The 20,960-nt window shown below is 70.1% G+C and carries 19 protein-coding genes and 1 tRNA gene; 8 read left to right on the top strand and 12 right to left on the bottom strand.

Annotated elements, in window-relative coordinates; all coding sequences use genetic code 11:
• Window positions 1-70 precede the first annotated feature (70 nt).
• The 3 genes from JFC09_RS11530 to galU all read right to left on the bottom strand — a co-directional run bounded on the left by JFC09_RS11530 (window position 71) and on the right by galU (window position 3,670).
• Window positions 71-1,921, bottom strand: coding sequence for a hypothetical protein (locus JFC09_RS11530; RefSeq protein ID WP_198394179.1), 1,851 nt, complete (start codon window positions 1,919-1,921; stop codon window positions 71-73).
• A 105-nt stretch (window positions 1,922-2,026) separates the two neighbouring features.
• Entirely contained in the window at window positions 2,027-2,746 is a 720-nt protein-coding gene (locus JFC09_RS11525) for a GNAT family N-acetyltransferase (protein ID WP_198394178.1), read from the bottom strand.
• Window positions 2,747-2,758: 12 nt separating this feature from the next.
• Window positions 2,759-3,670: a UTP--glucose-1-phosphate uridylyltransferase GalU gene (gene galU / locus JFC09_RS11520; protein WP_198394177.1), complete on the bottom strand. Its 912-nt coding sequence runs from the start codon at window positions 3,668-3,670 to the stop codon at window positions 2,759-2,761.
• Window positions 3,671-3,685: 15 nt separating this feature from the next.
• On the opposite strand from galU, the gene JFC09_RS11515 reads away from it, so the two are divergent.
• The 4 genes from JFC09_RS11515 to mscL all read left to right on the top strand — a co-directional run bounded on the left by JFC09_RS11515 (window position 3,686) and on the right by mscL (window position 6,130).
• Window positions 3,686-4,339: a 5-formyltetrahydrofolate cyclo-ligase gene (locus JFC09_RS11515; protein ID WP_198394176.1), complete on the top strand. Its 654-nt coding sequence runs from the start codon at window positions 3,686-3,688 to the stop codon at window positions 4,337-4,339.
• A gap of 83 nt (window positions 4,340-4,422) precedes the next feature.
• Window positions 4,423-4,758 carry an FmdB family zinc ribbon protein gene (locus JFC09_RS11510; protein WP_198394175.1) on the top strand — a complete coding sequence of 112 codons (336 nt, stop codon included), beginning with the start codon at window positions 4,423-4,425 and terminating at the stop codon, window positions 4,756-4,758.
• Window positions 4,759-4,873: 115 nt separating this feature from the next.
• Window positions 4,874-5,554, top strand: a complete 681-nt coding sequence (locus tag JFC09_RS11505; RefSeq protein WP_198394174.1) for an SAF domain-containing protein — start codon at window positions 4,874-4,876, stop codon at window positions 5,552-5,554.
• 129 nt (window positions 5,555-5,683) lie between these two features.
• Window positions 5,684-6,130 (top strand): large conductance mechanosensitive channel protein MscL, encoded by a 447-nt coding sequence (mscL, locus tag JFC09_RS11500; RefSeq protein WP_198394173.1) that lies wholly within the window; start codon window positions 5,684-5,686, stop codon window positions 6,128-6,130.
• A gap of 108 nt (window positions 6,131-6,238) precedes the next feature.
• Here the strand turns inward: mscL and JFC09_RS11495 are convergent, their stop codons facing one another.
• Entirely contained in the window at window positions 6,239-6,520 is a 282-nt protein-coding gene (locus JFC09_RS11495; protein WP_198394172.1) for a hypothetical protein, read from the bottom strand.
• Between the two features lie 5 nt (window positions 6,521-6,525).
• The gene (locus JFC09_RS11490) at window positions 6,526-11,424 is read right to left on the bottom strand and encodes a DUF4011 domain-containing protein (RefSeq protein ID WP_198394171.1); all 4,899 of its coding nucleotides are present in this window, start codon (window positions 11,422-11,424) and stop codon (window positions 6,526-6,528) included.
• A 157-nt stretch (window positions 11,425-11,581) separates the two neighbouring features.
• On the opposite strand from JFC09_RS11490, the gene JFC09_RS11485 reads away from it, so the two are divergent.
• Window positions 11,582-11,654, top strand: a tRNA-Arg gene (locus tag JFC09_RS11485).
• 253 nt (window positions 11,655-11,907) lie between these two features.
• Here JFC09_RS11485 and JFC09_RS11480 read toward each other — a convergent pair.
• From JFC09_RS11480 to JFC09_RS11455, 6 genes are all read right to left on the bottom strand, one after another.
• Window positions 11,908-12,312 carry a PepSY domain-containing protein gene (locus tag JFC09_RS11480; protein ID WP_198394170.1) on the bottom strand — a complete coding sequence of 135 codons (405 nt, stop codon included), beginning with the start codon at window positions 12,310-12,312 and terminating at the stop codon, window positions 11,908-11,910.
• Window positions 12,313-12,420: 108 nt separating this feature from the next.
• Window positions 12,421-13,419, bottom strand: coding sequence for a proline racemase family protein (locus tag JFC09_RS11475; RefSeq protein ID WP_198394169.1), 999 nt, complete (start codon window positions 13,417-13,419; stop codon window positions 12,421-12,423).
• Entirely contained in the window at window positions 13,416-14,432 is a 1,017-nt protein-coding gene (locus tag JFC09_RS11470) for an Ldh family oxidoreductase (RefSeq protein WP_198394168.1), read from the bottom strand. The genes JFC09_RS11475 and JFC09_RS11470 overlap by 4 nt, the downstream gene beginning before the upstream one ends.
• 130 nt (window positions 14,433-14,562) lie before the next feature.
• Window positions 14,563-15,609, bottom strand: a complete 1,047-nt coding sequence (locus JFC09_RS11465; RefSeq protein ID WP_198394167.1) for a M56 family metallopeptidase — start codon at window positions 15,607-15,609, stop codon at window positions 14,563-14,565.
• A gap of 1 nt (window position 15,610) precedes the next feature.
• Window positions 15,611-16,132 carry a BlaI/MecI/CopY family transcriptional regulator gene (locus JFC09_RS11460; protein WP_232483491.1) on the bottom strand — a complete coding sequence of 174 codons (522 nt, stop codon included), beginning with the start codon at window positions 16,130-16,132 and terminating at the stop codon, window positions 15,611-15,613.
• 50 nt (window positions 16,133-16,182) lie between these two features.
• Entirely contained in the window at window positions 16,183-16,725 is a 543-nt protein-coding gene (locus JFC09_RS11455; RefSeq protein ID WP_198394166.1) for a hypothetical protein, read from the bottom strand.
• Between the two features lie 184 nt (window positions 16,726-16,909).
• Here JFC09_RS11455 and JFC09_RS11450 point away from each other — a divergent pair, with 184 nt between their 5' ends.
• From JFC09_RS11450 to JFC09_RS11440, 3 genes are read left to right on the top strand one after another with little or no spacing between them, the layout of a single operon-like run.
• Window positions 16,910-17,689 carry a DsbA family protein gene (locus tag JFC09_RS11450; protein WP_198394165.1) on the top strand — a complete coding sequence of 260 codons (780 nt, stop codon included), beginning with the start codon at window positions 16,910-16,912 and terminating at the stop codon, window positions 17,687-17,689.
• A 7-nt stretch (window positions 17,690-17,696) separates the two neighbouring features.
• A complete protein-coding gene (locus JFC09_RS11445; RefSeq protein ID WP_198394164.1) occupies window positions 17,697-18,572 on the top strand; it encodes a cytochrome c biogenesis CcdA family protein in 876 nt (291 codons plus the stop codon).
• Complete coding sequence (locus JFC09_RS11440) at window positions 18,559-19,860, top strand: hypothetical protein (protein ID WP_198394163.1); 1,302 nt, start codon at window positions 18,559-18,561, stop codon at window positions 19,858-19,860. Before JFC09_RS11445 ends, JFC09_RS11440 begins: the two co-directional genes overlap by 14 nt.
• A gap of 88 nt (window positions 19,861-19,948) precedes the next feature.
• Here the strand turns inward: JFC09_RS11440 and JFC09_RS11435 are convergent, their stop codons facing one another.
• Window positions 19,949-20,947 (bottom strand): universal stress protein, encoded by a 999-nt coding sequence (locus JFC09_RS11435; protein ID WP_198394162.1) that lies wholly within the window; start codon window positions 20,945-20,947, stop codon window positions 19,949-19,951.
• Window positions 20,948-20,960 lie beyond the last annotated feature (13 nt).

Here is a 20,960-nt window from a genome sequence, read left to right as displayed (position 1 = left end):
TGACACGGTGAAGCACAGCAGAAGGCCCCCACCGATCGGTGGGGGCCTTCTGCTGTGTGGGGGTGTGCGCTCAGGCGCGACGGCGGGCGAGGATGTCGCCCAGCTGGGCCGGTGCATCCTCCGTGCCGCGGCGGGCGCTGCGGGACTGCGCGCTGCCGCTGCCCGTGATCGCCGTGCGACCGTGGCTCAGCGGCCCATCGGAGCCGGTGGCCTTCTCCCGGGATGGCGGGGCGGCCTGCTCGGCGTGCTCCCGTGCCGCGTCGGTGAGAGCGGGACGGTATCCAAGCTCCTCGGCGAACTGTTCGGCCAGTGATTCCCTGTTGGCCGGTGTGAGCGAGTACGACGACGCTTCAGCGGTGACGGGCTCCGGTGCCTCCCGTTCCGCGACAGGGGCGTCGACATACCGGGGCGTGGGCAGGACGGCCGGCGTCCACTCCCCCGGTGCACGGCGGCGTGCGAGCGATTCCGCGACCGACGGACCGTCCGTCTGTGCTGAGGCCGCGAAGATCGATCGTGTGCGCGTGGACGCAGTGTGGGCGGCGGACGTGCCCTCAGCGGCTGCGCCTGCGTCTGTGGCTGCGGCTGCGCCTGCGTTTGTGGCTGTCTCGCCGACAGGAGCCTCGTCTGACGGAGTGCTCTCTTCCGTGCGAGTCGAGGGTTCGATCCCCACCGCATCGTCCGCTGCGGCGGGATCCTCGCGGACGATCGGGAGGTCAGCGGTGATCAGTTCGTCGACATCGACCACCGCACGCGTGGCGACGACTTCGCGCGATCCCCGGGCAGCGGGCGCCTGATCACCCGTGTCCTGCGCACCGGCGCGCTTCCGGACGACCGCGGGCGCGGATGTGCGGCCCGCAGCAGACGTGCGAGTGGCAGAGGCCCGTTCCGCGGGTCGGCGGGTATCCGCAGAGGGGCGAGGGGCTGCGGGGCCGGCCGGGGCCTCGGCGGCACCTCTGCGCAGCGCGCGGATCTCCTTGTTGAGACCGCGGACCAGGCCCAGCGAAGCCGCGGCCAGCGCGGCGGTGACGACGGGCACGCCCCACGGCATGGATCCGAAGACGACGAATCCGGTGAAGACCACGGTGAGAAGAGCGAGCCCGACGACGGCCAGCCCGCAGAACGGCAGCACCGCACGCAGGGTGCGGACCCGCTTGCGCGACGCCGCGTCCATCGTCGGACGGGCGGGAGCCGGGCGCCTGCGCTCAGCCGACGACGACCCGTGGTGGACGTGCGGGCGGCCCTGCCCGCCGGACGGACCGGACGACGCCCCGCGTCCCGGGCCCCCTGCGGACTGCTGTGCCAGCCGTGCCCGGACGTCAGCCGGCAGCGCGGTCGGCATGCGTTCGGCGGCATCGGCCACGCGACGATGAGCGGTGCGGTGCGAGGAAGTCATGGAAGGGTCCATCGTTTCGGGATCGGCGGAACCGGCGGACGCGACGAGCGTCGCATGCGCCGGGGCGAAGGCGAGGACGTCCGCCGTGCCAGAGGCACTGCGGACGGCGGTGAGGTGCGACGAACGGAGATCGAGCGGAGCAGTCTGCCCTGCCGCCATCGGCAGGGCTTCGGCTTCGACGTCCTCCTCGTCCCAGCCCGGGGGCGCACCCCGGTCCGGTGCGGACGTGCGGTCGCCGTCCACCACCTCGAGCGTGGGACGGCTGGTCCGCAGACTGAGCTGCGGGGCGGTCGGCACGGTTTCGACAGCAGGGGCCGGCAGGTCGATCTGGGCAGGATGAGATGCGTCGCGCAGCAGCCGCGGGCGCGAATCATCCGTCGCGCAGCGCGGGGCGCGGTCGACGTCAACGGTCCGCACGCGATCCGGAAGCACCTCTTCATCCCGCTCGGCACTCCGCTTCAGCACTGTGGGCACGATGACGACGAACAGCACTGCTGCAAGTAGCAAGAAGGCGATGCTCGTGTCCACAACACAACCTTAGGTTCGCAAGCACCTTCCCGACCGGACCACCACACGCGTGTCTCGATCGAATTGCCTGAAAGAGTCGCAGTCTCAGTCGAAACCGACGGTGCGTCAGGTGCTCCCGGGCCCTTCTGCGTCATCGGACGCTCCGACGTCACTCCGCCCAGCCCGGTCCGACACTCCGCCTGAGAAGGCCTCATCGGCCGCCGCGGTGGCCTGCGCGCGTCCGGCGCTCAGTCCGTACTCGTGGGTGTACCAGTCCATGAGCCCGAACGGCACGTCTTCAGTCAACAGGCTGAAGATCCGATGGTCCCGCCAATCGCCGTCGATGTGCATGTAGCGCTCACGGACACCCTCGTCCCGGAACCCCAGCTTCTCGACCACGCGGAGGCTGGGCGCGTTCTCCGGCCGGATCGCCACCTCCATCCGGTGCAGTCCCGCCGCGAAGCAGTGGTCGGTCGCCAGTGCCACCGCGACGGGAGTGTGCCCCTCACCGGCGACCCGGCGGTCGATCCAGTAGCCCAGGTTCGCGCTGGCAAGCGATCCCCATTGGAATCCGGAGACGGTGAGCTGCCCCCGGAACCGCTCCCCCACCTGGATCGCGAACGGCAGGGAACGGCCCTCCCGTCCCGCACGCGCGAACTGGGCGCGCATCTCCGAGAAGCCCGGAGTCCGCCACGTGGGGTCCGGCACCGTCGCCTCCCAGGGCCGCAGCCACGACACGTTCTCCTTGCGGACCTCGTTGTACTCTCTGCGGTCGCTGCGGCGCAGGGGACGCAGTGTGAGCGTCCCCCATGTCAGTTCCGCAGGCCACAGGCGAGCACCGGTCATCAGCGGCTGCCCTCAGTCGTCGAGGTCGGCAACGAACTCCTTCAGCCACGCGCGCAGGTCTGCACCCAGGTCGTCGCGGCGGCTCGCCAGCTGGATGACCGCCTGGATGTAGGCGAGCTTGTCGCCCGTGTCATAGCGCTCACCGGAGAACACGACCCCGTACACGCCCTTGCCCTGGCCGTTCGCACATTCCTTGAGAGCGTCCGTCAGCTGGATCTCATTGCCGCGGCCGGGCGCCGTGTCGTGGAGCACCGGGAAGATCTCCGGCCCCAGCACGTAGCGGCCGATGATCGCCAGGTTGGACGGCGCGTCCTCCGGGTCCGGCTTCTCGACCAGATCCGTGATCTTCACGACGCCGTCCTCGTCCGTCTGCTCGATCGCGGCGCAGCCGTACATGTTGATCGATTCGTGCGGCACCTCCATGAGCGCGACGACGCAGCCGCCGGTCTTCTCGTACACGTCGATCATCGTGGGGAGGATGGGGCTGCGCTCGTCGATGAGGTCATCGCCCAGCAGCACCGCGAAGGGTTCGTTCCCCACGTGCTGCTCGCCCTTGAGCACCGCATGTCCCAGACCCAGCGGGTCGCCCTGACGCACGAAGTGGATGTCCGCCAGTTCGGACGACTCCTGGATCAGCTCGAGCTTCTTGTGGTCGCCTTTCGCCCGCAGCGCCGCCTCCAGGCCGTCCACCCGGTCGAAGTGGTCCTCGAGCGGCCGCTTGTTGCGCCCGGTGACCATGAGGATGTCGGTGAGGCCGGCGTGCACCGCCTCTTCGACGACGTACTGGATCGCCGGCTTGTCGACGACGGGGAGCATCTCCTTGGGGGTCGCCTTCGTCGCGGGCAGGAATCGTGTGCCCAGACCCGCGACGGGGACCACTGCCTTGCGCACTGAGGCGTGTTCGTTCTTCGACATGCCGGTCATTCTATGCTTGGCACAATGAATACAGGTGAAGCAGTTCCAAAAGCGCAGTTGCGCGCGGATGTGCGGGCGCGTCGCGCTTCGCATCTCGAGGCGCCGGACACCGCACGTCGCACGGCACAGGACGCCTTGACAGCGCAGGTGTCCGCGCTGGTCGACGCGAGGCAGCCGGCCGTCGTGGTCGGGTATGCGTCGCTGCCCGGAGAACCCAGCCTCGACACAGCGCTGGAACGGCTCATCGACGCACGCGTGCCGGTGCTGCTGCCCACCACTCGCAAGGGCGAGCCGCTGCTGCTGGGGCAGGTCACTGGCCCGCTGGACGAGCTGCCGCGGGGCACGTGGGACATCCGGGAGCCCCATTACCCCCTCACCACGCCCGAGGCGCTGGCCGACTCCCCCGCACACGGCACCTTCCTCGTCCTGGTCCCCGGCCTCGCCTATGACGCCCACGGCGTGCGGCTGGGCAACGGGGGCGGCTTCTACGACCGCACCTTCGGCCCCCAGGGACTCCTCGCGGACACCCGGCACGCCGCGCTGCGGGCGCGGCTGGAGTTCGTGGGCGTCTGCTGGGACGCGGAGCGGACCGGCACGCTGCCGCGGGCGGACTGGGACCTCGCCGTCGGGTCTGTGCTCACGGAGACCGGTCTGCACACCGTGAGTTCGACCACCTGACGCACCCGCACGAGCACCGGCCCCCTATCATTCAGGAGGCCCCCGGCGCGATGTCCGGGCGGCCCCGGAAGGGAAAGGTCACCATGCCCACGTATTCGTACCGCTGCAAGAACTGCGATCACGCCTTCGACATCCACCAGGCGTTCACCGACGACGCGCTGAAGACCTGCCCGTCGTGTGGTGAGGAGCGGCTGCGCAAGGTGTTCGGCTCCGTCGGGGTCAGCTTCAAGGGCTCCGGCTTCTACGCCACCGATTCGCGGTCCAGCTCCAGTGCGAGCGCACCAGCCGCATCGTCCGACTCCTCGTCGTCCGATTCGTCGTCGGGATCCTCGTCGTCGGACTCGTCGTCATCGGGGTCGTCGGACTCCGGCGGGTCGAGCGCTCAGCCCGCAGCAGCGTCCGCTCCCGCTGCCGGCTGAGCACAGGATCGGTCGGCCTCCCACTTGAGGTCACAGGACACGCCACGAAGCGTCGTCTGTCCACAGGTGCGCCCCACCCCTGGCGAACCCAGACGGGCCGAGGCACAGTCTCCCCATGGACGTCTTCGCCTCGATCCGCCGCGCACTCGCCCGCCCGCGCGCGCTGCTCTCCCGCATTCCCGCCCGCCCGGCCGGTGTCGCCCTGCTCTGCCTCGCGACGGTGCTCGCCGCCTGGACGATCGTCCCCCGCACGGGAACGGAACCGGTGCTGGTCGCAGCACAGGACCTCGCCCCCGGCACGGAGCTAACCACGGAGGCGCTGCGCACAGCCCACTACCCTCCCGGCCTGGCTCCGGACGACGCCCTTGCCGACGCGGCTGACGCACGCGGCGCCGTGACCGGTGGGGCGATCGCGGCCGGCACCCCGCTCACCCACACGTCGCTCATCGGGCCCGACACCGGGCTCCGGCCGGAGGGATCCGTCCTGGTCCCCACCGTGTTCGGCGATGCACAGGCCGTCTCCGTCATCCGGCCCGGCCACAGGCTCCGGGTCTTCACCGCTGAATCCGCCGGCGCGGACGCTGCGGACGAGGCCGACGACGAGGGTGAGGTCTTTCCGGGCCTGCCCACGGCCTCGGGTGCTCTGCTCGAGGACGCAGCAGTCACCGCAGTGCAGGCGCCTTCGGGAGGTCTGGGCCAGGGGACGACGGTCGTGACCCTCGCCGTCACGGAAGAGGAAGCGGCAGCACTGGCACGGGAGGCCGGCTCCTACCTCAGCTTCGCGCTGCTCAACTGAGGTGCTCGTGTCGCGTGGTACAGAGGTTGATAATCCGCATACACTGCAGAACTGTAATAGTGGATATCTCCCCACAGGACACGGCTGCCCCACTTCTTCCGGGCCGCGGCCGCGAAAGGACTACTCGACATGTTCCAGGGCTTCCGGGACTTCATCCTCCGAGGCAACGTCATCGAGCTGGCCACCGCGGTCATCATCGGCGGCGCCTTCACCGCGATCGTCACGGCGATCTCCGACAAGGTCATCAACCCCCTCATCGCTGCTGTCGGGTCTCCCGACATGGGCGGTCTGGGCTTCTACGTCCGTCCCGACGTCGAAGCGACCTTCATCGACATCGGAGCGGTCATCACCGCGGCGATCAACTTCCTCATCATCGCCGCCGTCGTGTACTTCGTCATCGTCATGCCGATGAACAAGCTCTCCGAAATGCGCAAACGGGGTGCTGACGAAGACGACATCCCGCCGACGGCGGAAGAGCTGCTCGCAGAGATCCGCGACATCATGTCGGAGGGTCAGCAGCAGCAGGTCCCGGACAAGCGGATCGACGGCGACGACGACATCCAGCCGCGACACTGACAGCTTCGCGTCTCAGGGGCGTGGAAGACGACGATGGTCGTCTTCCACGCCCCTGATGCGTTCGGGAAGGTCTTCAGAAGTCCGCGTCTTCAGAGGTCTGCGCGACCGTCAGGAATCCTCGTGTGGGAACGGCTCCTCGGTGCGTGGCGGTGCCTCGGTGCGTGGCGGGGTCTCCCTGCGGGGCGGGGTCTCCCTGCGGGGCGGCGCCCAATGCGGTGGTCTGTCCGCGAGGTGCCGGTCCAGATCGCTGCGACCCCCGTCCGGATTGTCATCGGCTGTCTCCGCATCGGACACGTTGCCCATGAGGCGTCGGTAACGTGCGATCGCCGCTTGCGCGGCCGGGCTCAGACGCTTCTGCCCTTTGGGCGTGGGGTCGCCTGTGGCACCCATCGGCGTCAGTCCCTGTCGTGCGACGACGATGCGCCGGGCTCGTCACCTGAGGCGTCCTCGTCACCCGGCGCGTCCTCGGCAGCAGATGATTCCTCGGCTGCAGATGCTCCGCCGGTCGTGGATGTGGCCCCGGTTGCAGATGCGTCATCGGCAGGGATTTCGTCCCCTGTTGCGGCTGGGTCCGCGGTCGCAGGTCCGTCGAGAGGCCCGCGGCCGTCCTCCGGCTCTTCGGACGTCTCGGCATCGGCAGTCGGCACGTCGCCAGACGGGTCGGATGCGCCGGACTCCTCTGCCGGGGTTCCTGACGCCCGGGCAGCGGTCGACGCTGCGGAACCGTCGCCTGCGTCGTGTGCTGCGGAGTCCTCCGCTGTGTCCGAGGCCGAGGGGCCGGTGCTGGTGCCGGTCGTGGCCCCGTGGCGCGGCCCGTTGTCACGCAGGCCCGCGTACCGCAGTTCCGCGTGACGGAGGCTGTCCGTGTCGTAGGACGGGATGATCTGGTCCGCAGGGATGACCCGAGGCTCGTTCGCCACCGCATCGTCGTCATCGACGACGGTGCCCGCAGACGCGCCGTCAGACGATTCGCCTGCTGCGGCTGCTGCCTTCGCAGCGGCCTCCGCGGCGGCCTTCCGCGCAGCACGCCTCTCCGCACGTGTGCGGGGCTGCTGCGCCGCATCGGCAGCGGAGGCGGTGTCCCCCTGGTCGGTGGAGTCCGCCGAGGCGTGGGTCGCGCTGCGCTTCGACGCTGCGACCCAGGCCCGGTAGGCAGCGACCGCACTGTCGAGGGCCGCTTCCGTCCGTGCCGATCGCAGCTTCTGCGCCAGTCCGGCGCGCAGCTGCTCCTTGAGCTCCGTGTCGGAGCGGGAGACACCGTCGGACTGGATCCACTCGAGCATCGCGATGAGCTGCTCGTCGGAGTACATGTGCATCGGCAGACCCGACGCGACACGGGGGCGGCTGCCCTGCCGGTCGACAACGACCGCCGCGGCGCGCGCCGCGTTGAGCAGCGCCTGCGGGGACAGGTCCTCGACCGTCTCCTTCCACACCTCGAACAGGCGGTTCGCCTGGCGCTGCGGGTCGACGAAGGCGTCGGTCGTCCAGATGCGCACGGAGCGCCATCCGCGGCGGGCGAGCTGTTCGGGGCGCAGACGTTCACGCTGCCGGATGCTGGACGTCCCTGCGTAGAGCGGGCCGTCGGATTCGACCGCGACCACCATGCCGTGCAGTGCGTCCGCGGAGTTCGCGATCGCCAGGTCGATCCCCTGGTAGTCGAGGTGGGCGAGCACGCCCTTGCGGCTCAGCCTCTCCGCGAGGTCCGTCACGATCGGGTCGCCCAGCTCCGCAGCCGGTTCCGTCGCGATCCGGTCCGCGTCCTCACGGTCGCTGCGCACCATCGCGCCGGTGCCGGTCACAGCACCGTAGGTGCGCTCCGTCGGTTCGCCGCCGGAGGCGATCTCCGACAGCAGATCCGGCAGCAGCGCGGCACCGTGCTCCAGCCGGGCCGGGTCGAAATCGTCGGCTTCGAACGCGGACACGACCGTGAGTCGACGGCGTGCGCGAGTGACGGCGGCGGCCAGCAGGCGTTCGCCGCCCGGCTGGGACAGCGGACCGAACGCGTGGATGACGCGTCCGTGGCGCGTGCGGCCGTACCCCAGCGACAGGATGACGGCGTCGCGGTCCATGCCCTGGATCTGCTCGCAGTCGGTGACGACGAACGGTTCCTTGTCCGGGTCGTCGAAGAAGGAGGCGACGTAGGGGTACTGGCGGATCGCTTTCTGGATCGCGGCGGCGACGCGCTGGGCGTGCCACGGGGTGAGCGTGATGACCGCGAGCGACTGGCGGGAGCGCGTGCGGGCGTGGCGGACGACCAAGTCGACGACCTTGTCCACCTCGACGTCCAGGCTCTCGACCTGGCCGGTGGCGGTGTCCGGGGAACCCAGGGCGTCGGGGACGTACGCGAATTCGAGACCGCTGCCCTCGCCCGTGAGCGCCGTAGGAACGGTCCGGATGTGCTCGTCGTAGAAGTGGCGGTTGGCGAGCTCCACGAGTTCCAGCGGGGACACCCGGTAGCTGGTGTGCAGGCGGTGGCGCGGCAGGAATGCGGCGAGGTCCTCCCAGACGCTCGACGGGGTGTCCTCCGCTGTCTGCATCCGCCGGTCGACGGTGACGCTGAAGTCGCGGGGGCCGGGCAGCCTCATGTCGCCCAGGGCGATGACCTGCTTGGCGCGCGCAAGTGCGGGCAGCACTTCCGCGGTCGTGAGCCGGCCGGCGTCCGCGATCACCACGGTGTCGAACAGCGGTGCGTCCGCGAACAGCTCCGGCACCTGGAACGGTGTCACCATCCAGACGGGGGCCAGTGTCGTCATGACGTCCGGTGCGCGGGACGTGAGCTCTGCGACGGTCGGCCGGTCCGAACGCAGAGCGTCGCGGACGACCTGGGCCTGTTCGCGCTCGTCCGCGATGGCACGCTTCCAGCGGCGGGCATGCCCGTAGCGCAGCCGGGACGCTCCCGCGGCGACGTACTGGCGGTCGGCGACCCGGTAGTCCGCGGCGATGCGGTGGAGGACGGATCCGTCGTGGGCGCCGATGAGGGCGTCGGCGCCGGCGAGGTCCTGGAGGATCGTCGCCCAGAGCGCCAGGTCGAATTCGAGTCCCACGACCTCGTGGGGGACGCGCCGGTCCCGCAGGTCGTCGAGCAGTTCACCCAGGCCCGCATCCCGCAGTGCGTCGTCCGTGCGTGTGCGTGTGGGCAGGTCGCTCAGGGACGCGTTGTCCTCGGCAAGGGCCTGGAGGCGCGCTTCGAGCTCCTCGACCAGCATGCTCTCCAGGTCGCCGCCGTCCGGGGTGGTGTCGAGGACGGGACGGAGTGCGTCGAGCTCTGCGGACAGGGCGCGGTATTCCGCGACCGCTTCGGGGATGCCGCGGGGGACGCGCGGGCGGATGTCCCCGCCGGCGAGCTCCTTGAGCTCCTGCCGCTGCGTCGACGCGGCGAGCAGGCCGTCGTGCATGTCGGTGACCTGCGCGCCGGGGCGCAGGAATTCGCGTGCCGCCTTCTTGAGGCGGTTGCGCTCGAAGAGACCCATGTCGCGGCCCACCGACGCCCGGTAGTCCGCGGTCCCGGTGGCGGCGATGAGGTCGCCCAGGTTGTGCTCGAACACCTCCGGCGAGAACACGTCGAGGGTCTTGCGGATCTCCTGGAGCAGCAGGAGGGATCGGCCCCACGCCCCCACGGTGCGTTCCGGGTTGAGACCGGATTCGCGCAGCACGGGCAGCGAGACGCGGGAGAATTCGGGGACGAGTCCGACAGCGCGGCGTGCACGGTCCTGCGCACGTGTCACCTCGTCGGAGGAGTCGACGCGGGCACCGAACCAGACGGTGTCGCTCACCTCCATCGTGAAGGCACCCATGCGGGACAGTTCGAGGAGCTGCTCCCGCACGTCTGCGCGGTCCTCCGGGGACAGTTCGAGGACAGCGGGAGCGAACCGGACACTGGTCGACGGCCCGGGCCGCACGGAGGTGAGTGCGGCGAGTCGCTGCATCACCTCGTAGGCGGACACACCCCAGGGATCGCGGATGCGGTGGAGGGATTCCGCGTGCTCGCGCAGTGCTGCGCGCTGGTCGGTGAGGCGGTCGACGAGGCCCGTGAGTTCCGGCTGGGGTGACTTCTCTGCCGATGTGATGAGCCGGATGAGGCTGGTGCGCAGCGATTCGCTGTCGCCGCGGCCGTCGACGGTGAACCCGTCGAGTCCCGTGCGTGCCATGCGCTGCGTGAAGTCGCCCAGTTCGTCCTCGTCCTGCGCGACGAACAGGACGCTGCGTCCCGCATGCGTGAGGGAGGTCGAAAGGGCCACGGCCAGTTGTGTGGCCCCGGTGCCGGGCGGCGTGTCGACGACGATCGACCCGCCGTCCAGTGCCGCGTCGACCACCGCCTGCTGGTCACCGTCGACGTCGATCGCGAGGAACTCTTCGTGCGGGGCCCGGTCCTGGAGCTCCCGCGGGCCCAGGTCCGCGGGATCCGACGTGTCGATGCGCTGGGTCGGTTCGCCGTCGTCGTCGCCAACCGTGGAGTCGTCGCCAACCGTGGAGTCGTCGCCAACCGTGGAGTCCGGGACTTCCTCCGCGCCCGAGGCGCCGGCTGGGTCCTCGTCCCCCGCCGCCGGGGTGCCGGGCAGGCGGAAGCCGACCCGCGCCTCGGCGTCGCCTGCCAGCGCCCGCAGGATCGGGTGCTCCGCAGGGAGGGTCTCCGCCGTGTACGGGGAGGTGAGGTTCGCGAAGGTCGACACGATGAGCCGCTCGTTCACGAGCATGCCCACGACAGGGTGGGTGAGTGCGCGCAGCCGGTTGAAGACGGGTGCCGGGTCGAAGCCGTGGGCCAGACCGGTCGCCGCCACCCATTCGTCGACGTCCACAGTGACGTCGTGCTCCTGGCGCAGGTAGTCGACGAGAGCCGGGTTGATGCTCACTTCGTCGGACAGGCGGATCTCATAGTCCTCGACGCTCGCACCGCGCGGCAGCAGCCGCACGTGGCGGAGGATGACGGGGGCGTTGAAGTCCTCACGGCGGGCGTCGGACGTGCGGGTCCACGACGCGAAGCCGATCGCCAGCTGCGCGGCGGCGATGCCGCGCTGACGCTGGAGCTGATCGGCCTTGCTGCGGATCGACCGGGCACGCCTGCGGGCGTCGGCCAGGTGGTCGGGATCGCGCAGCAGGCTCGAGAGCCGGGTCGCACGACCCGCCAGCAGTTGGGCCAGGCCGGAGGGGTGGGCGCCCGTCAGATCGATCGAACCATCACGCGACTCACGGAAATGGAGCATGGTGTCGCGACCGCCGATCCGGGCAGCCTGAGCCCTCCAGTCGGCGAAGACATCGTCGACCGACGGGGGAAGAGCGGATTCTGGAAGTGACACGGCTCCGACACTACCGGTTCGACCGTGGCGGCCCATGGCGGCGCACCGGACCAGTGCGAAAAATCCGGTGGGACCGACGAGTTCGCACTGCGGGCGCGAGGCAGTAGTATGGCGACGTCCACGCGCACGCTCCCGCGAGAGCACGCTCAGTGGGCACGCCCCCGTAGCTCAGGGGATAGAGCACCGCTCTCCTAAAGCGGGTGCCGCGAGTTCGAATCTCGCCGGGGGCGCACTGATCGACCAGGGACGGCAGCAGCCGTCTGGTCACTCCACGTCGGGCCACTCGCTCGTCAGGTACGCCTCCACCGCTCGGTGGCGGAAACTGTAGAGCGCACCTCGTTCGATGATGCCGCGGACGATGTCGAGCATCCCGCCAGCCGAGCGTCACGTGCTCACCTGTGATGATGCTGCCCGCCCTGCGCGCGGCTTCGCGGGCAGGAGCGTTGATAAAGTTATCAACGGCGACCGGTGTTGATGAAGTTGTCAGTCGTGTTCCATGTCGAGGATCTCGCCCGACTCCTTGTCGACCTTGACCTCGATGCGGCCCTCGTCGCTGTCCTTGACCTCCACTTCCCAAGCGGGTGTCCCGCGGAAGTCGTCGTCCTCGACGCCGATCACCTCACCGCCGTACTCATCGGTGACGATCTTCCCGGCTTCGTCCAGGGAGATCGAGCCGGAGTCGTCGTTCGATCCTTCGTCGCCCGACCCGTCGTCACTGTCGCTGTCGGCGTTGTCGTCACCGCTGTCGTCACCGGCGGGCTGCGTGTCCGCCGAATCCGCCGGCTGGGACTCCTCGGTGTCCTGGGGCGAGTCGTCGTCCGCCTGTCCGCATCCCCCGAGGGCGAGCGCGGCGGCCATCGCGACTGCTGCGTAGGTTCGTGAGCGCATCGGACTGCCTCCTACTGTTGGCTGTCGTCCCGGTCTATCACCCGGGCGCCCCTGTGACAAGGGTCCTTCCTGTTCGCAGCACCGCGGTCCTTGCCAGGCCGATCCGTCTCAGACCGTGTAGCCGGCGGGGAACGGGTCGGCGGGATCCAGCAGGTACTGGCCCATCGCTGTGAGCCACGACCTGCCCGTCACGGTGGGCACCACCGCGTCGAGGCCGCCCACGGTCGTCGTGTCGATGAGACGACCCGTGAACGACGTGCCGATGAAGGACTCGTTCACGAAGTCCGTGTCCAGGCCCAGTTCGACCTGCCCGTGCAGCTGGGCCATCTTCGCGCTGGTTCCCGTTCCGCCCGGTGACCGGTCCAGCCAGCCGGGGTGGTTGATGAGGACGTGACGGGTGCGGCGCGCGTCCGACCCGGGCGCGCGGAACACCACGTGGTTGCAACCGGAGAACCCCGACACCGGGTGGACGGGCGGGGCGTGCTCATTCACGGCCGCCATGATCGCCTTCCCTGCCTCCTCGATCCGGCCCCGCGACTCGGGTGCGAACGGGATCCCCAGGTCGTCGAGGTCGACGAACGCATAGAAGTTGCCACCGAACGCCACGTCGTAGGTGACCTCCCCGTAGCCGGGGACGTCCACGGTCGACCCGTAGGAGTGCGCGAAGGACGGGACGTTCTCGATCGTCACCGACTCCGCCCTGCCGTCCTGCACTCGCACCGTCGCGGTGATGACACCGATCGGCACGTCCAGCCGGATCGTGGTGTACGGCTCCTCCACCTCGACCATCCCCGTCTCGACGAGCACGGTCGCCACCGCCATCGTGCCCGCACCGCACATCGGCAGGACACCCGTCACCTCGATGAAGAGGACTCCCCAGTCCGCGTCGTCACGCGTGGACGGCTGGAGGATCGCGCCGGACAGTGATCCGTGGCCGCGCGGCTCGCACATGAGCAGGGTGCGGAGGTCGTCGGAGTTCTCGATGAACCACTGTCGCCGCTCCTCCATCGTCTCCCCCGGCATCGGCGGGACGCCCCCTGTCACGACACGGACGGGCAGACCTTCGCAGTGCGCGTCGACGGCGGGGATGATGCGTCGGGCTCTCATGATGTTCCTTCCTCAGAACGGTCGGCAGCGGCGGTGCGGGTGAGCGTGTCGAAGACGTGCGCGGGAACTGCGATCTGTGCACGGCGCTCCTTGCAGCGACCGAAGTCCGCGCCGTGCTCCGCCGCCACCCGCTGAAGATGCGCCTCTGCGCGGTGGGTGAAGTCCGGATCGAAGGCTGTGGGGTCGATCGCGAGGGCGAAGAGACCCACCTGCGGCGGCTCGTCTCCGCTGTCGAACGCCGGCGCTTCCAGGGAGAACGACCCTCCGGAGATCGCCGCGAGCAGCTCGATCATGAACGCGATGTTCCCGGCCTTCGCTCCCCCGAACGGAAGCAGGGCGCCGGCCAGTCCGGCCGCCGCGTCGGTGGTGGGGTCCCCGTCCGGGTCGATCGCCCACCCCTCGGGGATCTGCTCGCCCCTGTCCGCGGCGTCGCGGATGTTCACCCACGCCGTCGCACTCGCCGCCTGGTCGAACATCCGTGGCCCCTCCGGGTGGGGCAGCGCGAACGACAGCGGATTCGTCCCCGTCACGGCGGTCTTCGCGCCGAACGCGGACAGGAGAGCGGGCGAGTTCGATCCGGCGATCGCGACCAGCCCCTGCTCCGCGATCCGAGTCGTGTAATGGCCGATCTCACCCGCCGTGAAGCATCGGTGGATGCTGAGGAGGGCGATGCCACAATCGCGGGCACGGCGCCCCAGGTCGTCGGACACCAGGTCGAAGGCGGCCTGTGCTGTGCCGTTCGCCGCGTCGACGCTCAGGGCACCGGCCCGTGCGGTGACCACCCGTGGTCGCGCCGTCCCATCCAAGCGTCCCGCACGCAGAGCGTCGAGGTAGTCGAGCAGGTGTACCGCCCCGACCTCGGCCCGTCCGCGTTCTTCCGCCGCAACCGTGGCGCGGGCCAGAGAATGCGCGGCGCCCGTACGTGCGCCGACTGCTTCTAGAGCGCGGACGCAGAGGTCTTCGAGATCTTCCGGGGCGAGGAGGACAGGGTCGGACGAACCACAAGACGTCATGCCGGCCACGCTATCGGACCCTCTTCACCTCGCAGCCTGTGGTTTCACGAGATGACACAGGCAGCGATAGCGCAGTCGCCGATCGCACCCTGTTCCGCTCCCCTTCTGCTTCGCGATCGTTCGCGGGTGCTCACACGAGGGCGCAGCCGTTCAGGAGGGCGGCCGCACCTGCGACGTGGACTCCCGCGCCGGCGACGGTCATGGGGGCTGCGAACACCGCGAGCCCCGCAGTGGGCCACCGCCGAGGCCGTGCATCCGCGCCCAGCAGAGACCGCACCCTGGCGCTGGGGCCGGTTGCGTCCGAGGAGTGCCACGGACCGCTGCCCAGAGCGAACAGCACCCCGGCGGACGGCACGTCCGCTCCGGAATGGGAAGACGCCGCTGTTCCAGGACACGCGGCATCGTCCTGCAGCTTCACGAGTGCGCTCACCAGCGCCGTGGTGCCCGCCTCTCGCAATGCACCGGCATCGGCGTCGATCTCGAGGAGCTCGAGGATCATCCGCGTGCACGCGGCGAGGAACGGCACCCAGCGAAGCGGTGCGGTCACCCCTGTCGCGACTGCTGCGATGAGGTGGTGACGGTGGGCCAGGTGCACCGTTTCGTGTGCGACGACGGCGCGCAGCTCGTCCTCGTCGAGGAGTGAGAGGGCACCGCGCGACAGCGTGATGCCTCCACAGCGGGCCGGCAGTGCGAACACGAATGTTGCCGGGGAGTCGACGATGCGCACACGGACACCTGCGATCGTCACTGGCGTGCCCGCATCTGCCGCGGACCCCGACGCGCGGCAGACACGGGGACTCCGCACCAGGAGCTCTCGGAGGACCGACACCGCGATCGTGGCGAGCACCAGTGCGGAGGCTCCCAGCAGGACCGCACTGGGCACGCCCGCGTGCAGAGGTTGGGAGGAGAAGGGGTTGGCGGCGACGAGACACTGCTGGCACACCGCACCCGCAGCACCCGGGACGAGTGCCGGACCGGACACGGCCCACGCGATCGCTGGTCCCACAGCCGCCAGGCCGATGATCCAGGCGGCCGCGAGCGCACCGATCACTGCGATCGCCGCACGCGGATGCCCAGCGAGGTGTGGACGTGCCGCCGCGAGCACGACCGGACCGACGACGCCCATCACGATGAGGGCGACGAGCAGCAGGACTGCGAGCCCCAGCGCACCGGTCATGTCAGCGCCCCTGCCCTGGTTCGCGCGAACTGAGTTCGTTCGACACGGGTCTGTGCGTGCTGGGAGCTCCGTCGCCGGACTCCAGTAGGTCGTGTTCCTGTCCGCCGGGCTCCTGCGCATCGTTCCCGTGTCCGCCGGATTCCTGCGTGCGGAGGTAGTCCTTGAGGAGGTCGATGTCCTCAGCGGACATCGAATCCGCGAACCGCAGGATGGTGGCGGACCGATCCCGGCTGGCCTCCAGCACTCCTCCCATGACGGCGGCGTCGTGATCGGCACGGCTGAACAGCGGCTCGTACAGCGACGACCGGCCGTCGCGCCGCGTCCTCACGTACCGCTTCCGCTTGAGGTTCGACAGAACCGTCGCGATCGTCGTGTACGCGGGGTCGGTGGGCAGCAGGTCGATGACCTGCCGCACGGATCGTGCCCCGTGGTCCCAGAGGATCTCCAGCACCTGCCTCTCCAGCGGGCCCAGCGGCTTCGGTCCCCGAACTCTCAGCTCTTCCCCGTTCATCATGTCGCTCATGCTGTCGCGAGCATCCGTCCTCTTGTCTCCACTCACACCCTCCTGCCTCTTCACGCCCGCGCCTCCGACCGCTGCGGCACGGAACAGACGACGCGTCCCTGCAGTCGCCACAGCAGAGCGACCCCCGTGAGGCCGATCGCAAGTACCGCGAGGACCGGCTGCAGCGGGGCGAAGTAGGTGAGGGCTCCCGTGTAGCCCAGCGCCAGGAGCGCGATCTTGTTGCACACCGGGCAGCCCACCGCGAACCACGCGAGGACCGTCCCGACCGTTCCCAGGCCACCACCGCGTGCTTCCGTCACGCCGCCATCCGCCTCGGCCACGCCGTCATCCCCTTTCGTTGCGCCATCAGTGTCAGTCGCGTCACGCACGTAGGTCGCGGCGAGCATCCCGGTGAGGACCGCCATGAGGACGAGCACGGGGACGTCCCACCAGACCGGTGGCACGTCCCGTGCGAAGAGCGTGTTGGGGATGAGGACGGTCGCCACGCCGATGAGCACGCCCACGAGCACCGCCACACCAGCTGCCACCAGGGTCTGGCGGGTGGTCCACAGGCGCAGCCCCAGGAGCACTGCGTGCCCGTCGATCCTCCACACGTCGTCCCCTCTCGATCACGATGCAAGCGGTCATGAGGCATGCAGACCGGCAGCCTCGCACCTGGTACGCATCCTCGTTCGACTATGCATGTTAGTCGACTATGCGTCATAGTAGACACCGCGGCTCACGCGCCGCCCCACTCTCCGCTGTCCCACTCCCCCGAACCCTCCAAGGAGTCCTCCTTTGCCCGCACATGCTCCCCGCACCGGCATCGGTCGCTGGTGGATCCCCGTGACCGTCGTCCTCGCCGCCGCGGCCCTCATCCTCACGATCCTCGTGGTGAACAGCGGCTCCGATGACGACGGCGCGACCGCCTCGCCGGAAGGCGGCGGCACACAATCCGCGGAATCCGAGGGCTCCGGATCGCAGGCGCGCGACGCCGCATCGGAGGTGCAGGGCCCGGAGCAGGGCGCGTTCACGGAGGCGGAGACGCGCGACGAGGACGACGTCCAGGCGATCGGGCCGGTCGACGCCCCCGTCGCGCTCGTCGTCTTCTCCGACTACCAGTGCCCCTACTGCGCGGAGTGGTCCCAGGAGACGCTGCCCACGATGATGGAGTACGTCGAGGACGGCGACATGCGCATCGAGTGGAGGGACGTCAACGTGTTCGGCGACGCCTCGGAGCAGGCGGCGAAGGCCGCCCACGCCGCGGCCCTCCAGGATGCGTACTGGGAGTACCACGACGCACTCTTCGCGGACGGCGAGCACCGCCCGGAGAGCGGGCTCACCGCGGACGCACTCACGGACCTCGCGGACGACCTCGGGCTCGACACGGATCGGTTCCGTGAGGACATGGATTCCCAGGAGACGCAGGAGACGGTGGAGGCGTACGCGCAGACGGGCCTGGACCTGGGCGCGTTCTCCACCCCCACCTTCCTCGTGGGCGGCGAACCGATCGTCGGCGCCCAGCCCACGGACGTCTTCGTCGACGCCGTCGACACGGCACTCACCGCGCAGGGCTGAGTCTCCCGTGGACATCGGTTTCGTCAGCGCTTTCATCGGCGGCGTCCTCGCTCTGCTGAGCCCGTGCGCGGCGCTGCTCCTGCCCGCGTTCTTCGCCTCCACAGTGGGCGCGCGCACACGACTGCTGCTCCACGGTGCCGTCTTCTACGTCGGCATGCTCGTCGTGCTGGTCCCCCTGGGAATGGGCGCGGGCGCGCTGGGGTCCCTCTTCACCGCCTACCGGACCCAGATCGTCCTCGTCGCCGCCCTCGTGCTCATCGTGCTGGGGGTCGTCCAGTTCCTGGGGTTCGGCTTCGACCCTGCGAAACTGGTCCCCGGCGGGGACGCGGCACGCACTCGCACTGCGCAGGCGGGCGGCATGACGAAGACGTTCCTCCTGGGGGCGACCAGCGGCGTCGCCGGCATGTGCGCCGGCCCCATCCTCGGCGCCGTCCTCACTCTCGCGGCCGCACACGGCGACGTCGTCGGGTCCGCCGTCATGCTGGCGGTGTACGGCGCGGGCATGGTGGTGCCGCTGCTCGTGATCGCAGCGCTGTGGCAGCGGATCGGCGGACGTGGGCGGGCGCTGCTGCGCGGACGCGAGGTCACCGTCGCGGGTCTTCGCCTCCACACCGTGTCGATGGTCACCGGTGCGCTCATGATCGTCGTGGGGATCGTCTTCTGGACGACGAACGGGCTCGTGTCCGTCCCCTCGTTCGTGCCCACGGACCTCCTGGCGCGACTCCAGTCGTCCGACCTGCTCACGAGTACAGCGGCGGACATCGTGGCGGTCCTCGTCCTCGCCGCCGTCGCCCTCGCCCTCTGGTTCACGCACGACCGACGCCGGCAGCGCACGCGCACCGCCACGACCAGCCCGGAAGGAACACCCGATGACCTCCGCTGACACGCCCAGTCCCGGACGCCGCCGCGTCCGCACCGCGCTGGCCACCGCGATCACCGCCGCCGTCACGCTCACGGCCTGCACGACCGGCGCCGAGGCCCCGGAACAGACCGCGGACCAGGACACCGGGCAGGGCCCGGGGCAGGACTCAGGCCAGGACGCGGGCCAGGACGCGGCAGCCGTCGAGGGGCTGGACCGCGAACCGCACACCTCCGACGAGGAGCTGCCCGCTGCGGACACCTCGGATCTGCAGGTCCCCACCCAGTTCGACCAGCTCGTCACGGTCGAACCCGCCTGGGACCTGCCGGTGCAGCGTGGCGAGGACGTCTTCCTGTCCGCCCAGCAGACGGACAGCGCCCTCGTGTTCCACGCCGTCGATTCCACGGGAACGGTCCTGTGGACGGCGGAGCGGCCGCTGGCGTGCGCCGGTTTCGTCGTCACCCGGGACGCCGACGGAAGAGACCTCGCGGTCCTCACCGACGCCGAATCCTCCGACGACGACTCCTCCGACGACGACGCTTCCCACGAGGTCTCCGTCGTCACCGCCAGCGCCTACGACCTGCGCACCGGGGAACCCGCGTGGGGGCCCGTCGAGGTGCCCGGCCCGCACGTGGGCCCCGGACTCGTCTTCGAAGCACCCCCGGAGGGCTTCATGGGCGACTCGGGAAGCGCGGTCGCACTCGACCCGTCGACAGGAGCCGTGCTCGATGAGGGGTCCAGTCGCGTGCTCGGTGAGTACGACGGCACGATCGTGCGGGTCGGGGACGATGCGGTGACCGGCACCTCGGGCGCGGACGACGGGTGGGAGACACCGCTCGCGGAGTTCGACGGAGATGCCTCCTCACTGGAGGCCAACCCGGCAGTGGGCGCCGACGGGCTGGCACTGCTCGACACGGGCGACGGGGCGGGTCCGCTGCTCGACCTCGGCACCGGGGACGTGCTCGCCGACGACGTGCACGACGTCGCCCGCGACGCCGCATCGGGCACCACCGGCATCCTCGACGCGGACGGCCTCACGGTGCTCGACGGCGGCGGTGAGGAGCAGCTGGCGATGTCCGTGCGGGACGGGACGACACTCGAAGCCGTCGTGGGCGTCCTCGTCTACCTGCGCGATGGCAGCGCCGTCCGCGTCCACAACGGCATCACCGGGGGCATCGCCCAGGCGTACGCCCAGGACGGGACGGGCGCGGTCGCGGTCCCCCACCTCGTGACCGAAGCGGGCACGGGGACGCTCACCGCCGGCAGCCGCACCCTCCTCTCCACACAGCGCGTGGTCGAGGAGCAGGACTGACGAAGGCGGCCGGCCCCCTCCTTCTCAGGGAACCGACCGCCTTCGTCGTTCGTGGATGAGCCCCGCGGACGGCGCTCTCACACCTTCGTCACCTCTTGACGCGGACCACCATTGTCGGCGCTGCCGAATACGGCAGGACGGACTGCGAAGTCGACCCCAGGAGCAGGCCCGCGAAGCCGCCGCGGCCTCGGGAGCCGATCACCAGGATGTCGCACGTGTCCGACGCGCGGACCAGGACCTCCGCGGGCTGGCCGTCGAACAGCGTCCACCGCACGTCCAGGTCCGGGTGCTTCTCCTTGAGAGCCAGGCGGGCCGCTTCGAGCTTGTCGGTGCCCTCCTGGATGAGGCGGTCCAGATCGCCCTGGGACGGGATCCACTCCGGACCGATCACGGTCGTCGTGATGACCGCCTGGATGTGCAGCGGCGAGTTCCGTCGGACCGCGATGTGCGCGCCCTCCCACAGCGCCGGCGACTCCTTGCCCAGCGCGTCGACCCCCACGACCACCTGGCCGGAGTAGTCGATGCCCGGGACCGTGTCCGTCTCCTCCGTGCGCTCGATCGCACCGCCCACACTGCTGTGGACCGGACGGGACGAGCTGGGGCGCGCCTCGCGGTCCGACTCCGGCGTCCACCCGACGGGGACGACGATGGTGGGGCACGCCGAGTGCGCCGGCAGCGCCGACGACACCGTGCCCAGCAGCCGCCCGGCGAAGCCGCCCTTGCCGCGCGAGCCCACGACCGTGAGGCTCGCCTGCTTGGACTCCTCGACCAGCACGCCCGCCGCATCGCCGATCTCGATGATCGCCTCCACGGGAACGTCTGCGGCCTTCACCTCTGCCGCCGCCTCCTTGAGGATCGTCGTGACGGACGCACGGACCGCCGAATCGTCGATCGGGACGTAGGAGACGTCGATGGTCGCCGCGGCGACGCTCGGCACCGTGTAGGCGCCCACGATCCGGATCGAGCGCCCCAGCGACTTCGCCTCGCCGATCGCGAAGCGGAGGGCGTTGCGGCTGGCGTTGGATCCGTCGACACCGACGACGATCGCCTGAGGGTCCGCGACCTCCGTGTTCTGGTTGTCTGCCATCTCTCCTCCTCCG

This window comes from Brevibacterium yomogidense (assembly GCF_016107685.1).
In the GTDB taxonomy this organism is placed as follows: domain Bacteria; phylum Actinomycetota; class Actinomycetes; order Actinomycetales; family Brevibacteriaceae; genus Brevibacterium; species Brevibacterium yomogidense.
This window is presented reverse-complemented; position numbering and strand designations above follow the sequence as displayed.

Coding starts and splice junctions, on each gene's coding strand:
- JFC09_RS11525 (WP_198394178.1), bottom strand. CDS start 2,746: ATGACCGGTGCTCGCCTGTGGCCTGCGGAACTGACATGGGGGACGCTC.
- galU (WP_198394177.1), bottom strand. CDS start 3,670: ATGACCGGCATGTCGAAGAACGAACACGCCTCAGTGCGCAAGGCAGTG.
- JFC09_RS11515 (WP_198394176.1), top strand. CDS start 3,686: ATGAATACAGGTGAAGCAGTTCCAAAAGCGCAGTTGCGCGCGGATGTG.
- JFC09_RS11510 (WP_198394175.1), top strand. CDS start 4,423: ATGCCCACGTATTCGTACCGCTGCAAGAACTGCGATCACGCCTTCGAC.
- JFC09_RS11505 (WP_198394174.1), top strand. CDS start 4,874: ATGGACGTCTTCGCCTCGATCCGCCGCGCACTCGCCCGCCCGCGCGCG.
- mscL (WP_198394173.1), top strand. CDS start 5,684: ATGTTCCAGGGCTTCCGGGACTTCATCCTCCGAGGCAACGTCATCGAG.
- JFC09_RS11495 (WP_198394172.1), bottom strand. CDS start 6,520: ATGGGTGCCACAGGCGACCCCACGCCCAAAGGGCAGAAGCGTCTGAGC.
- JFC09_RS11480 (WP_198394170.1), bottom strand. CDS start 12,312: ATGCGCTCACGAACCTACGCAGCAGTCGCGATGGCCGCCGCGCTCGCC.
- JFC09_RS11475 (WP_198394169.1), bottom strand. CDS start 13,419: ATGAGAGCCCGACGCATCATCCCCGCCGTCGACGCGCACTGCGAAGGT.
- JFC09_RS11470 (WP_198394168.1), bottom strand. CDS start 14,432: ATGACGTCTTGTGGTTCGTCCGACCCTGTCCTCCTCGCCCCGGAAGAT.
- JFC09_RS11465 (WP_198394167.1), bottom strand. CDS start 15,609: ATGACCGGTGCGCTGGGGCTCGCAGTCCTGCTGCTCGTCGCCCTCATC.
- JFC09_RS11460 (WP_232483491.1), bottom strand. CDS start 16,132: ATGAGCGACATGATGAACGGGGAAGAGCTGAGAGTTCGGGGACCGAAG.
- JFC09_RS11440 (WP_198394163.1), top strand. CDS start 18,559: ATGACCTCCGCTGACACGCCCAGTCCCGGACGCCGCCGCGTCCGCACC.
- JFC09_RS11435 (WP_198394162.1), bottom strand. CDS start 20,947: ATGGCAGACAACCAGAACACGGAGGTCGCGGACCCTCAGGCGATCGTC.